This is a genomic window from Bradyrhizobium sp. BR13661, assembly GCF_029892425.1.
Lineage (GTDB): Bacteria > Pseudomonadota > Alphaproteobacteria > Rhizobiales > Xanthobacteraceae > Bradyrhizobium.
Window position 1 is genome coordinate 84,242 of record NZ_JARXWB010000001.1, and the last position, 11,441, is coordinate 95,682.

The 11,441-nt window shown below is 64.3% G+C and carries 11 protein-coding genes; 5 read left to right on the forward strand and 6 right to left on the reverse strand.

The features are described from left to right. Nucleotides 1-102: 102 nt before the first annotated feature. Both M2427_RS00400 and M2427_RS00405 read right to left on the reverse strand, forming a co-directional pair. Complete coding sequence (locus tag M2427_RS00400; protein WP_280704064.1) at nucleotides 103-990, reverse strand: TauD/TfdA family dioxygenase; 888 nt, start codon at nucleotides 988-990, stop codon at nucleotides 103-105. Between the two features lie 96 nt (nucleotides 991-1,086). After that, a complete protein-coding gene (locus M2427_RS00405) occupies nucleotides 1,087-1,866 on the reverse strand; it encodes an SDR family NAD(P)-dependent oxidoreductase (protein WP_280704065.1) in 780 nt (259 codons plus the stop codon). Nucleotides 1,867-1,965: 99 nt separating this feature from the next. On the opposite strand from M2427_RS00405, the gene M2427_RS00410 reads away from it, so the two are divergent. Both M2427_RS00410 and M2427_RS00415 read left to right on the forward strand, forming a co-directional pair. Then, nucleotides 1,966-2,703, forward strand: a complete 738-nt coding sequence (locus M2427_RS00410) for an SDR family oxidoreductase (protein ID WP_280704066.1) — start codon at nucleotides 1,966-1,968, stop codon at nucleotides 2,701-2,703. Nucleotides 2,704-2,777: 74 nt separating this feature from the next. Next, nucleotides 2,778-3,152 (forward strand): CsbD family protein, encoded by a 375-nt coding sequence (locus tag M2427_RS00415; protein WP_280704067.1) that lies wholly within the window; start codon nucleotides 2,778-2,780, stop codon nucleotides 3,150-3,152. Nucleotides 3,153-3,254: 102 nt separating this feature from the next. On the opposite strand, the gene M2427_RS00420 is transcribed toward M2427_RS00415, so the two are convergent. Together M2427_RS00420 and M2427_RS00425 are read right to left on the reverse strand one after the other, a co-directional pair. Continuing rightward, a complete protein-coding gene (locus M2427_RS00420; RefSeq protein WP_280704068.1) occupies nucleotides 3,255-4,943 on the reverse strand; it encodes an SGNH family hydrolase in 1,689 nt (562 codons plus the stop codon). A gap of 149 nt (nucleotides 4,944-5,092) precedes the next feature. Next, nucleotides 5,093-6,448 (reverse strand): lytic murein transglycosylase, encoded by a 1,356-nt coding sequence (locus tag M2427_RS00425; protein WP_280704069.1) that lies wholly within the window; start codon nucleotides 6,446-6,448, stop codon nucleotides 5,093-5,095. A 246-nt stretch (nucleotides 6,449-6,694) separates the two neighbouring features. Here M2427_RS00425 and M2427_RS00430 point away from each other — a divergent pair, with 246 nt between their 5' ends. Beyond that, nucleotides 6,695-7,570, forward strand: coding sequence for a UTP--glucose-1-phosphate uridylyltransferase (locus M2427_RS00430; protein ID WP_280704070.1), 876 nt, complete (start codon nucleotides 6,695-6,697; stop codon nucleotides 7,568-7,570). Between the two features lie 3 nt (nucleotides 7,571-7,573). On the opposite strand, the gene M2427_RS00435 is transcribed toward M2427_RS00430, so the two are convergent. Continuing rightward, nucleotides 7,574-9,070, reverse strand: coding sequence for a sensor domain-containing diguanylate cyclase (locus M2427_RS00435; protein WP_280704071.1), 1,497 nt, complete (start codon nucleotides 9,068-9,070; stop codon nucleotides 7,574-7,576). A 146-nt stretch (nucleotides 9,071-9,216) separates the two neighbouring features. Here M2427_RS00435 and M2427_RS00440 point away from each other — a divergent pair, with 146 nt between their 5' ends. Beyond that, on the forward strand, nucleotides 9,217-9,480 hold the full coding sequence (locus M2427_RS00440; protein WP_280704072.1) for a hypothetical protein: 264 nt from the start codon (nucleotides 9,217-9,219) through the stop codon (nucleotides 9,478-9,480). A 49-nt stretch (nucleotides 9,481-9,529) separates the two neighbouring features. Here M2427_RS00440 and M2427_RS00445 read toward each other — a convergent pair whose 3' ends face one another. After that, entirely contained in the window at nucleotides 9,530-9,964 is a 435-nt protein-coding gene (locus M2427_RS00445) for a DUF3551 domain-containing protein (RefSeq protein WP_280704073.1), read from the reverse strand. A 325-nt stretch (nucleotides 9,965-10,289) separates the two neighbouring features. Here M2427_RS00445 and M2427_RS00450 point away from each other — a divergent pair, with 325 nt between their 5' ends. Next, a complete protein-coding gene (locus tag M2427_RS00450) occupies nucleotides 10,290-11,363 on the forward strand; it encodes a class I SAM-dependent methyltransferase (RefSeq protein ID WP_280704074.1) in 1,074 nt (357 codons plus the stop codon). Nucleotides 11,364-11,441 lie beyond the last annotated feature (78 nt).

Sequence of the window (11,441 nt, forward strand, 5' to 3'; positions counted from 1 at the left end):
GCCAAACTGTGTTCGGTGGTAATGGGTCCTGGATCAGCGCTCGCTTTGCTCGCTTGTCCAGGACGACGAGATAACCAAGGCCTTCGCCGCACCGACAGCGACCTACTCCGCCGCCTGCTGCTGCACCGTCGGCTCGGTCCCCGCCACCGTGGCCCGGCGCATGTCGCGGGGCTGCGACTGGTCGTAGCGGCGGACGCGGTGCATGGTCTGGCGGTTGTCCCACATCACGAGATCATGCAGCTTCCATTTGTGGACGTAGACAAACTCCGGCTGCGTCGCATGTTCGTTGAGATCGCGCAGCAAGAGCCGGCCCTCCGGCACGCTCATGCCGACGATCTTGCCGGCATGCGATGAGAGATAGAGCGACTTGCGGCGATGCACGGGGTGCGTCCGCACCAGCCGTTGCAGCACCGGCTTGAACATCGCCTTTTCGTCGTCCGTGTATTCGGTGAAGCCAAGCGATCCCCGGGAATACATCAGCGAATGCTCGCAGACGAGATCATCGATCTCCGCCTTGGTCTCGTCGTCGAGCGCGTCATAGGCCGCACGCATATCGGCAAATTCGGTGTTGCCGCCCTTCGGGTTCACGACGCGCGCGGAAAGCAGCGAGAACTTTGCGGGGATGGGGCGGAACGAGCTGTCGGAATGCCAGAGGCAGTTGCCGAGATTGAACAGATGCGTACGGCTGTCCTTTGCCAGCGGCTTGCCGTCCTTGCCGAGATTGGAGACGTCGTTGAGGCCGGACTGGAGCCGGTAGTCCTTTTCCTTCGTCACCGTGCCACCGCGGGCATCCTCGCGCTGGCCGAAGTTCAGCGCGAAGGCCATCTGCTGCTCATCAGTGATGTCCTGGTCGTGGAAGACGAGCACCGCATATTTGTCCATGGCGGCCTCGACCTCACGGGCCTCATCCGGCGTAAGAGGCTTTCGCAGGTCGAGGCCGGAAACCTCGCCGGCAAAATGCTTCTGAAGCTGCCGGATGGCGATCGTCATGGCGCATCTCCCGCGAACCGCGAGCGGTTGGTCCGCTCTGCCATCGAAAAAGCTACTCCGGCGCCTGATGATGTCAACGCTCTACGTGCATGGCTCTTACGCGTTCCGCGCCATCAACCCGCCGTCGACCGGGATCACGGCGCCGGTGAGGAATGATGCCGCCGGCAGGCACAGGCTCAGCGTCATATGCGCGACCTCTTCAGGATCGCCGTAACGTCCCAGTGCGGTGCGGCGCTTGGCGTAGATGGTCTTGTGCTCTTCCGAGATGCGATCGGTGATGGCAGTGCGGATCGGGCCCGGGCAGATGCAGTTGACGGTGATGCCTTCACGGCCGAGTTCGACCGCGAGCGAGCGGGTGAGGCTCGCGACGCCACCTTTCGCAGCGGAGTAGGGGCTGTGCAACGCGGTGGCGCCGAGTGCCTCGGTCGAGGCGATGTTGACGATGCGCGGGGACTTCGACTTGCGCAAGTGCGGCAACGCGGCGCGGATGATGCGCGGATGTGCCGTCAGCATCACCGCGATGCCCCTAGCCCAGGCGTCTTCGTAAGCCTCATCGTCGATCGCGACCCGCACGGAGATGCCGGCATTGTTGACGACGATGTCGAGCCCGCCGAAATGCGCGACGACGTCGCCAACCACGCGCTTGATCTCGCCACCATCGGCGACGTCGAGCTTCCACGCCTTCGCCGTTCCACCGCTTGTCGCGATCTCCTTGGCAACGGCCTGCGCGCCTTGCTCGTCGGAATCTGTGACGGCAACGTTTGCGCCTTCGGCTGCGAACACGCGCGCGGTCGCGCGCCCCATGCCGCTGGCGGCGCCGGTGACGAGAACGGTCAGGCCCTTCACGGAGCGGCTGAGCTCTTTGAATTCGGACATGCTGTTTCCTCGCGGTCTCTTGTTTCTTGTTATGAGATGGACAAGGCTGGCATCGATCCGCAGACAGGTCAAACAAGCAAAACAAAAGGGGAGGCCGCGATGGCGAACGAACTCGATTTCTCTGGCAAGCAGGTGCTGGTCGTCGGTGGTTCCAGCGGTATCGGTAACGGGATCGCACAGGCCTTTCGCACGAGGGGCGCGCACGTTGCGGTGTGCGGTACGCGGGCTCGCGCAGCGGAATATTCGCCGGAGGAGGGCTCCGATCTCACCGGTCTTGCCTACGCGCAGCTCGATGTCGGCAATGCTGGCGCGATCGAGGCGTTCGAGCCGTCCTTCGACAAGCTCGACATCCTCGTGCTCGCGCAAGGCGCGGTGATCTATCGCCGCGGCGAGTTCGAGATGGCGGGCTTTCGCAAGGTGGTCGAGGTCAATCTGATGAGCCTGATGGCGTGCGCGACGCGGTTTCATTCCATGTTGCGGGAATCCAAGGGCGCGCTGATCATGGTGTCCTCGACCGCGGCCTATCATTCCACCATGGGCAATCCCGCTTACAATGCCTCGAAGACGGGCGCGGTCGGATTGACGCGAACGCTCGGTGAGGCCTGGGCCGAGGACGGCATCCGCGTCAACGGTATCGCGCCCGGCCTCGTCGACACCAAGATGACGAAGGTGACGACCGACAATCCCAAGCGGCTCGAAGGCGCGCTCGCGCGAATTCCGCTGCGGCGATTGGGCACGCCGGCCGACATGGCGGGCGCGGCACTGTTCCTGGCCTCGCCGTTGTCTTCGTACATGATTGGACAGACGCTCGTGATCGATGGCGGGCTTATTCTCTAGGCCAAACTCCAAGTAGCTGTGGAACTGCGCTCGTCCTGATCGGTTACTTGGGCAGACCCCCGAGGAGGAGCATCATGGACAAGGACAGGATCGTCGGCTCGGCAAAGGAATTCGCCGGACGCGCGGAAGGCGCCATCGGAGACATGGCAGGCGATGCGCAGACACAGGCATCGGGCAAGGCGCGCGAAGCTGCAGGCACCGTGCAGAATATCTACGGCCAGGCGAAGGATGCCGTGCGCGACGCCGCAGACACCGCGACGAACTACGCCAAGGATGCCTATGAGAACAGCGGCGAGACGCTTCGCGGCGGCTCGCAGGCGATCTCGCAGAAGGTGCAGGACAATCCGCTCGGTGCGTTGCTTGTCGCCGGCGGCATCGGCTTCGCACTCGCGCTGCTGATGTCGCGCCCTGCACGTCGTCCCCCGCCGCGCTGGCGCTATTACGGCTGAGCCGTGCGTCATTCCGGGGCGCGCCGCTTGGCGCGAGCCCGGAATCCATTCATCGACATTGACGGTGGCGCTCGCGCTTCGCGCGCCTCGGAACGACTGCGCCTACCGAACCTCCGCCGAACGCCCGACATTGCCGGGCGGACGCGGGATCGCAGGGTTCGGATTCGGGTTGCGCGGTGCCGGCGCCAGCTGGCGCGGCGCGGGCTGCGGCGAGCCGAAGCCGAAGAAGTCACGCAGGGACGGCGTCGCCTGTGCCGGTTGCTGCTGCGGCGTCGGCTTCTTCGGTGCGAGCGGCTTGGGTGGCGCGATGGCAGCGGCTGCCCCCGGCGTACCGGGAACTGCGGCACCACCGTCAGGCGTCGTGGCCGCAACCGGCGTATCGCCCTTGGCCTGCTCGCGGCCGACTTCGCGGCGCGGCCAGGAATAGTCGTCAGCACGGCCAGCGGGCGCGGCCAGCGGCTCGCCCTTCACCATTGTTCTCGCAGCGAGTGCATCGACGGCTGCAGGCCGCGTGCCGGGGCCACCCAGCAATTGATCGGTCGAGATCGAGGCCGCAACCAGCGGCACGATCGGGCCGGCAAGCGGCCGCGGCGCGGGCTTGCCGGGCTCGGCGCTGGTGTCCGGCGTCGCCGGCTCGCTCGGCAGCGCGATCGGTCCAGACCGGCCTGCGAGCAGACGCGTGATCTCGCGCTCGACGTAATGCGCGAGCTTGCGCGCGCCGGGTTTGGTGAAGAATACGCCGTCACCGCTGCGGAGCTGGCGGATCTGGCCTTCGAAGTCGGGGCCCTTCTGCAGGAAGCGGCCGGCTTCGTCGACAAAGCCGTCCCAGACATCGACATAGGTGATGCCGGCCTTCGCCGCACCCTCGCGATAGAGCGAATCCAGGAACAGCATGTCCGCAGTGCCCTTCGGCCCGCGGATCGCGGGCAGGCCAACCCAGAGCACCGGTACGCCCTTGGCTTTGAGAACGTTCGCGAGTTCCTCGATCTTCTTGTTGTAGAGTTCGACCCAGTGGTCGTCGCGGAATTCGTAGAGGCCGTTCGGGTTGCGCGCGGTCTTCTCGGGCGCGGCAACCGGCGCGTCCGCGTTGTCTGCGTCGTCCTGCGGCAGGTCGGTGTCGACAGGCTTGTCCTCGGGCTTGGCCGCGGCGTCCGGTTTGGCGTCACCTTTTCCTTGCGGCTTGGCACGCGCGCCCTTGTCGTTCTTCTTGTCTTTGTCCTTATCCTTGTCCGCCGGCTTGTCGACCACGGGTTCGCGGATCGAGATGCGATCGTTGAGGCCGAGCATGACGACGATGACGTCGGGCTTCTCGGTGTCGAGGATGCCCTTGGCGGCCGCCGCCCAGTCCGAAGGCTCACCCTTCGGCTGGTACTTGATCAGGCCCGAGGTCGTCTTGTGCTTGCGGATCACGCCCATGTCGGGCTGCTCGGTGTAGGCGTCTTCCAGGCCATAGGCGAGCCAGTCGGCCATGGCGTCGCCGATCACCAGCACGTTCTTGTCCGGAATGGTGTCGCGCTTGGCGGGCGCCGGGGCGCGCGAAAAATCCTGGCGCGGAGCCTGCGGCTGCTGCTGCTGGAACGGCGCGAAGAAATCGCCCCAACCACCGCCGCCGCCACCACCACCGCGTTGCGGGGCCTGGCGCTGCGGCGGGCCGAAGCCGGGGAAGTTGAAGAACCCCTGCGCCGAGGCGGACGAGCCCGCGATCGAGACCAGGATCGCAAGCGCCGTCCCCAGCGCGATCAGCGGGCCGGTTTCGGTCAGCGCCTTGAAAAAGGATTTTGGCTTCGACATGCGATCTTTTGCGCGCGCAACGGGGTCTGGAAGTAGGTCGTTATACTAACGGAATCGGGCGCCAAACGGGCAAATTCTCTTGCAGAATCTTGGTGCCATACACCGCTGAGGGGGCAGAATCGCCGCTCAGGGTTACTTTCAGGCCGTTTTTACCGCCCGCGCAGCCGGTCCAGCACGTCGGAGGAGGCAAATCCGTCCGCGGGGACCCCGATCGAGGCCTGGAAGTTGCGCAGTGCGTCCCGGGTCTGGCCGCCGAACTGGCCGTCCGGGGTGCCCTTGTAGAAGCCGCGCTGGACCAGCAGCTGCTGCAGTTCCAGCCGCTCGGTGCGGGATAGCTCCCGCTCCTGCCGCGGCCACGGCTGCACGAAGGGCTGCCCCCCGCGCAGGCGGTCGGCGAAATGGCCGATCGCCATCGCATAGGCCTCGGCCGGGTTGTATTTCATGATGACCCGGAAGTTCTGCAGCATCAGGAAGCCGGGCCCCTGCGCGCCGGCCGGCGCCAGCAGATAGGCCTTCTCCGCCGGATGCGGGAAGGGCTGATTTGTCGGGCGCTTGAGCCCGAGCTTCTCCCACTGCGCGATCGTCATCATCTTGGCGCGGTCGGCCAGCATGTAATTGAAGCCCTGGGGCACCACGACCTCGTAGCCCCAGGTCTGGCCGCTCTGCCAGCCGTCCTTCTTCAGATTGTTGGCGGTGGATGCGATCAAATCGGTCGGATTGTCGACGACGTCGCGCCGTCCGTCGCCGTCGCCGTCCACGGCAAAGCGCTTGAAAGCGGTCGGCATGAATTGCGTCGGGCCGAACGCGCCGGCCCAGGAGCCGCGCATCTGTTCGGGCCTGAGATCGCCGCGATTGAGGATCTCCAGCGCCGAGAGGAACTCGTCCTTGAAATAGGCCTGGCGGCGGCCGATGCAGGCAAGCGTCGCGGTCGATTGCAGCACGCTGCGGTCGCCCATCTGCGTCGAATAATTGGATTCGATGCCCCAGATCGCGGCGATGATGTAGCGATCCACACCATAGGCTTTCTCGGTCGCGTCGAACTGCGCCTTGTATTTGGCGAGGACTTCCTTGCCCTTGGCGAGGCGGTTATCGTTCACGAGGATGTCGAGATAGTCCCAGATCGACTTGGAGAATTCCGGCTGCGAATCCATCAGGTCCATGATGCGCAGATCGGGCGTGAGCCCAGCCGTGAAGCGCTGAAAATTCTCCTGCGTGATGTTGCGCCGTGCGGCATCAGGCCACATGCCGGCAACGCAATTGTCGAAATTGCCGGCCGCCTCGCGGATCGCCGCGGCCGTCATCAGCGGATGGCCGGAGGCGCCGTCCTCGCCGCTCCAGGGTTGAGCTCCCGTTTGGGCGCCGCCGGAGGCGGGTGCGGGTTGCGACGGCGCGGCGTTCGAGCCGGAGAAAATACCGCCGAACAGTTTTGACAGGCCGTTCTGCGTCTGGGCCTGCGCGGCCGCGGGGAACAGCAGCGCGGCCGCAAACATTGTTGCGCCGGTCATCATTCCCCAGCGTTTTGCTGACCTTGCCACCGCTTGCCTCATGTCTCATCCGTCCAGCCGAAAATCGGCCATCAGGAGGCCTGGTTACGGTTGCCAATATCTTAACAAAGGTGAATTTTTGCTGGTCACCTTTTTCGCAAATTCTGCGAGACCGAGCCCAACATCCGCCTTTGTTACCGGCTGCAAAACGGCTAGCAAGATGGCATTGCTTCTTTCACGCGCGCTCCAAGGTATTCGATCAATCCCATGAAAATCCGCAAAGCCGTATTCCCAGTCGCCGGCCTCGGCACCCGTGTCCTGCCTGCCACCAAGGCCATGCCGAAGGAAATGCTCACCATCGTCGACAAGCCGCTGATCCAGTACGTCTATGACGAGGCGAGGGAAGCCGGCATCGAGCACTTCATCTTCGTCACCGGCCGTAACAAAAGCGTCATCGAAGATCATTTCGACCGGATGTACGAGCTCGACGCCACGCTCGCTGCGCGCGGCAAGAAGGCCGAGCAGGATGTTCTGGCGCAGAACCAGCCGGAGGCCGGCGCCGTCAGCTTCACCCGGCAGCAGGCGCCGCTCGGCCTCGGCCATGCGGTCTGGTGCGCGCGCGACATCGTCGGCAACGAGCCGTTCGCGGTGGTGTTGCCCGACGAACTCGTGCTCAACACGCCCGGCTGCCTGAAACAGATGATCGAGACCGCCGCATCGCTCGGCGAGAAATCCAATCTGATCGCGGTCGAGGCGGTGCCCGACCATCTCACCCACCAATATGGCATCTGTGGCGTCGGCAAGCGCAGCGGCAAGATGTTCGAGGTCGATGGCATGGTCGAGAAGCCGGCCAAGGGCACCGCGCCCTCCAACCTCTCGATCACCGGCCGCTACATTCTCCAGCCCGAGATCTTCAAGATCCTGGAGACGCAGGAGCGCGGCGCCGGCGGCGAGATCCAGCTCACCGACGCCATGATCGGCCTCGCCAAATCGCAAAAATTCTACGGCGTCGAGTTCGAGGGCGAGCGGCATGATTGCGGCTCCAAGCCCGGCTTCCTCCGCGCCAACATCGCCTACGGCCTGAAGCGGCCGGAGCTGCGCGAGGGGTTGATCGCGGAGATGAAGAAGTATCTGGGGCAGTAGGCCTTACGCCACCAGCGACAGCTTCGGCAGGCTCGCGACCACCGACTGATTCCGCCCGCCGGCTTTTGCGGCGTAGAGTGCCTTGTCGGCCGCGGCGACCAGGACGGCCCAGTCCATGCCGGCGGTGGGCGTGAGGCTGGCAACGCCGCAGGAGACGGTTGATCCCGCGCCACCGTCGGACCAGCCCAGCACCTTGGCGCGGATGGTCTCGGCGATCTTGAACGCCTCGGTCGCCGAAATGTTCGGCAGCAGCACGGCGAACTCCTCGCCGCCATAGCGCGCGGCGCAGTCGCCGGCGCGACGCACTGAGTCCGAGATGCAGATGGCTATGCCAACCAGCACCTGGTCGCCGGCCTGGTGACCGAACGTGTCGTTATAGGCCTTGAAGTGATCGGCATCGATCATCAGGAGCGCGACCTGCGTCTTCTGGCGCATGGCGCGGCGCCATTCCGTATCGATGACCTGGTCGAACTTGCGGCGGTTGCGCAGGCCCGTGAGCGCGTCGGTCGTCGCCATCTCCTCGAGCCTGTTCTCGGCATCCGCGCGCCGGCTGATCTCACGCGCGAGCACGATCGCTGATCCCAGCACGAACAGGGAGAGCATCAGCACCACGGCGCCGATGCGCAGCGCTTCGCGCTGCCACAGCGCGAACACCACTCTCAGCGGCTTGCCGGCCACGACAAACAGCGGACCAGAGCCGCTGCTGCGTACGTAAAGGCGCGGCGTCGGGTCCACCGGCCCCCTTCCGGCGTAGGATCCGCCGGCCCTGAGATTTTCGGACTTCCAATCCTGCTGCGTTCCCAGGTTTTTGCCGATGATGTCGAGATCGAACGGCCGCCGCATCATGATGGTGCGGTCGCGCTTGAGCACGGTGATGGTGTCCTCGAGATCAAGGCTGAGCCGCTCGAACAGTTCGTGGAAATAGCTGAAGCGGATGGAGCCGGCGACGACTCCCACGAATCCGCCATCGGTGCCGCTCAGCCGTCGGCTCAGCACGATCGAATAGGCGCCGCGGAACAGCATCGGCCGGCTGATAAAAAGTCCGACGTCGGGATTGTCGCGATGGGCCCTGAAGTACTCCTCGTCGGCGCGATTCTCCGGTTGCGGATCGAGCGTGGAGGCATCGATGGTCAGATTGCCGCTGGCGTCGAACACCTGGATGGCGCCGAAATGCTTGGCGGTCGTGGAGTGGTCGAACAGGATCAGCTGGCGGATCGGCCTCGAGACCGTGTTGATCTCGGGCAACAGCATGTTGCTGGCGACCGCCTTCAGGGAGAGGTCGTAGATATCGATGTTGCGGCTGATGTCGGCGTCGATCGAGGTCGCCAGGTTCTCCAGCGTCTGGCGCGCCAGCGCCTCTTCGCCGCGGCGCATGTCCAGCATGACGTTGACGCAAATGGCGGAAAAGCCGATCACCGTCACGATGGACGAGATGATCAGCAGCTTCGCCGAAATACGCCAGGGCCGGCGGGCCGTGGTTTCGCGCCTTCCCAACAGCATCGTTTGCTCCCGGCATTAACGAATGCGCCTGAAATCTTGCATAGTGTTTAAGCCGCGACGGCGACGCTGCAATGAGTTAAGGATTGGTTTCCGCCGGTCTCGCGTTTGAGCAGATCAGACCGCGGACAAGGGGATAGAGGACGGCGGTGAACGATTACGACGCGCTACGCGATTACCTGATACGGCAGAAGCAGGCGGAGTTCGTGCTGAGCTTCGAGCAGATCGAGGAAATCATCGGCGCGGCCCTGCCGCGCGCGGCCAACCGTGCGTCATGGTGGGACAGCCTGCGCAGCCCCGACATCCAGATGCCCCAGCGTGAAGCCTGCCTCGCGGCAGGTTTCAAGGCCACGCGGATGCCGGACGGCCAGACCGTGCGATTCACGAAGCTGAAGAGCGACCGGCGGAGGTAGCGAGGTTTCTTCGGCCGGCATGAGTGCCAAGATTCTGCACCGGGCGTGTCTAGAGGCTTTGTCGCACGCTTTCGAGAAATCGTTGCTTTTCGCCGGGCGCGTAACCTTGGGAAGCTCCATAATACGGTTCATTGAATTGATTGTACGGTGCGGACCGTGAGCGGATCGCTGACTTAGGTGGCACGTATGATCTGGTCCCAGCTTGCGTGGCCGATCGTGATCCGACTTGGCGATGATCGTGCCGACTGTTCCTTTTCATCGGCGCCGTCGCACCAGCGTAGTACGGGTTGAGGACGCACATCTGACCGTTGGCCGACGCCCTGCATTCGTCCATCGTTTGATAGCTGCATCTGTAGTAGGGGGTAGCTCCGAAAGAAACGACGTACAAACAAACGGGAAAGGCCGGATCGTATCTCTGAGCCCGGGCAGGCCCCGCTGTTAAGACGATGCCCATCGTCAAGATCGTCAAGGCCAGTGTGCGCATTGGAACTTCCTCCAAGTCGGCACAACACCCGGTGCACTTGGACCGCAGGCGGCATTGATCCAGGTCAATGTTCTCGGAATGGGTTCGCGCGCGCCTAGCGATGGTCGCGTCAAGTCGCGGCGCGTCTTTCCATCGTCATTGGCATGATCCCGCAACGCTTTGGCGGAGTTTATCAAGACCGCGCTTGTTTTGCCGACTATCTCAAGCGGCACAGCATACGCTCATTAAATCATGCGCGCTGCTGGAGGACGACCCGGGGGACGATCAGGGGACGGCGCGGTGTTAACGACCGACCGCTCCGCGCTAATACAGAAAGGACCGGATCATGACCCAGTTTACACCATCGCCTTCACCGAGCGAAATCGAAGCCTTCATCGGTCAGGTCGTCACCGACCTGAGTGCGGCCTTTTCCGGCGTGCTGGTGAATGTAGGCCGCAAGCTCGGGCTCTATCAGGCGATGGCCGAACTCGGTGCCTGTACGTCGCCGGCGCTCGCTGAAGCCACTGGCATTCGCGAGCGGTATGTCCGCGAGTGGCTCGCCAATCAAGCGGCCGGCGGCTATGTCGCCTACGATCCCGAGAAGCGGACCTACGCGCTACCGCCTGCGCAGGCGATGGTCCTGGCCCTGGAGCAAAGCCCCATTTTCATGGCCTCCGCTTTCGAGGTCGCAGCCTCGTTCTGGCTCGACGAGAACCAGATCGTCGAGACTTTCCGCTCGGGCGAAGGCCTGGGCTGGCATGCGCACAATCATCGCCTGTTCTGCGGCACCGAGAGCTTCTTCCGCACCGGCTATCGCGCGAATCTGGTGAGCGCGTGGCTGCCTGCGCTTGACGGCGTCATCGAGCGACTGAAGCGCGGCGCCCGGGTCGCCGACATCGGCTGCGGGCATGGCGCATCCACTATCCTGATGGCGCAAGCGTTCCCCAAATCGAGCTTCATTGGGCTTGACTATCACGACGCGTCGATCGCGACCGCACGCCAGCGCGCCGCCGAGCAGGGCGTGACTGCCAACATCACCTTCGAAGTGAAGGCGGCGACCGAGTTCGACGGCCACGACTTCGACCTCATCTGCTTCATGGATTGCCTGCACGACCTCGGCGATCCCGTCGGCGCGCTCGCGCGCTGCCGCAGCGCGCTCAAGGCCGACGGCAAGGTGCTGCTGGTCGAGCCCTATGCCGGCGACCGCCTGGAGGAGAATCTGAATCCGATCGGCCGCATGTTCTACGCCGCGTCGGCCATGGCGTGCACGCCGAACTCGCTGTCGCAGGAGGTCGGGCTCGGCCTCGGCGCGCAGGCCGGTGAAGAGCGCTTGCGCAAGGTGGCGCGGGACGCCGGGTTCTCGAACCTGCGGCGTGCCGCGCAGACGCCGGTCAACTTGATTCTCGAACTGACCGCCTGAGCGGAAGGTTCGGTATCGCGACGATTCAGCAGCCGTCGGAGTCTGCGCATCGAGGAGGCTGCCATGGGCGATCGCAAA

What these genes read in the sequence shown, in the direction of transcription:
- M2427_RS00400 (WP_280704064.1), bottom strand. Translation starts at nt 990, where the DNA reads ATGACGATCGCCATCCGGCAGCTTCAGAAGCATTTTGCCGGCGAGGTT.
- M2427_RS00405 (WP_280704065.1), bottom strand. Translation starts at nt 1,866, where the DNA reads ATGTCCGAATTCAAAGAGCTCAGCCGCTCCGTGAAGGGCCTGACCGTT.
- M2427_RS00410 (WP_280704066.1), top strand. Translation starts at nt 1,966, where the DNA reads ATGGCGAACGAACTCGATTTCTCTGGCAAGCAGGTGCTGGTCGTCGGT.
- M2427_RS00415 (WP_280704067.1), top strand. Translation starts at nt 2,778, where the DNA reads ATGGACAAGGACAGGATCGTCGGCTCGGCAAAGGAATTCGCCGGACGC.
- M2427_RS00420 (WP_280704068.1), bottom strand. Translation starts at nt 4,943, where the DNA reads ATGTCGAAGCCAAAATCCTTTTTCAAGGCGCTGACCGAAACCGGCCCG.
- M2427_RS00425 (WP_280704069.1), bottom strand. Translation starts at nt 6,448, where the DNA reads ATGACCGGCGCAACAATGTTTGCGGCCGCGCTGCTGTTCCCCGCGGCC.
- M2427_RS00430 (WP_280704070.1), top strand. Translation starts at nt 6,695, where the DNA reads ATGAAAATCCGCAAAGCCGTATTCCCAGTCGCCGGCCTCGGCACCCGT.
- M2427_RS00435 (WP_280704071.1), bottom strand. Translation starts at nt 9,070, where the DNA reads ATGCTGTTGGGAAGGCGCGAAACCACGGCCCGCCGGCCCTGGCGTATT.
- M2427_RS00445 (WP_280704073.1), bottom strand. Translation starts at nt 9,964, where the DNA reads ATGCGCACACTGGCCTTGACGATCTTGACGATGGGCATCGTCTTAACA.
- M2427_RS00450 (WP_280704074.1), top strand. Translation starts at nt 10,290, where the DNA reads ATGACCCAGTTTACACCATCGCCTTCACCGAGCGAAATCGAAGCCTTC.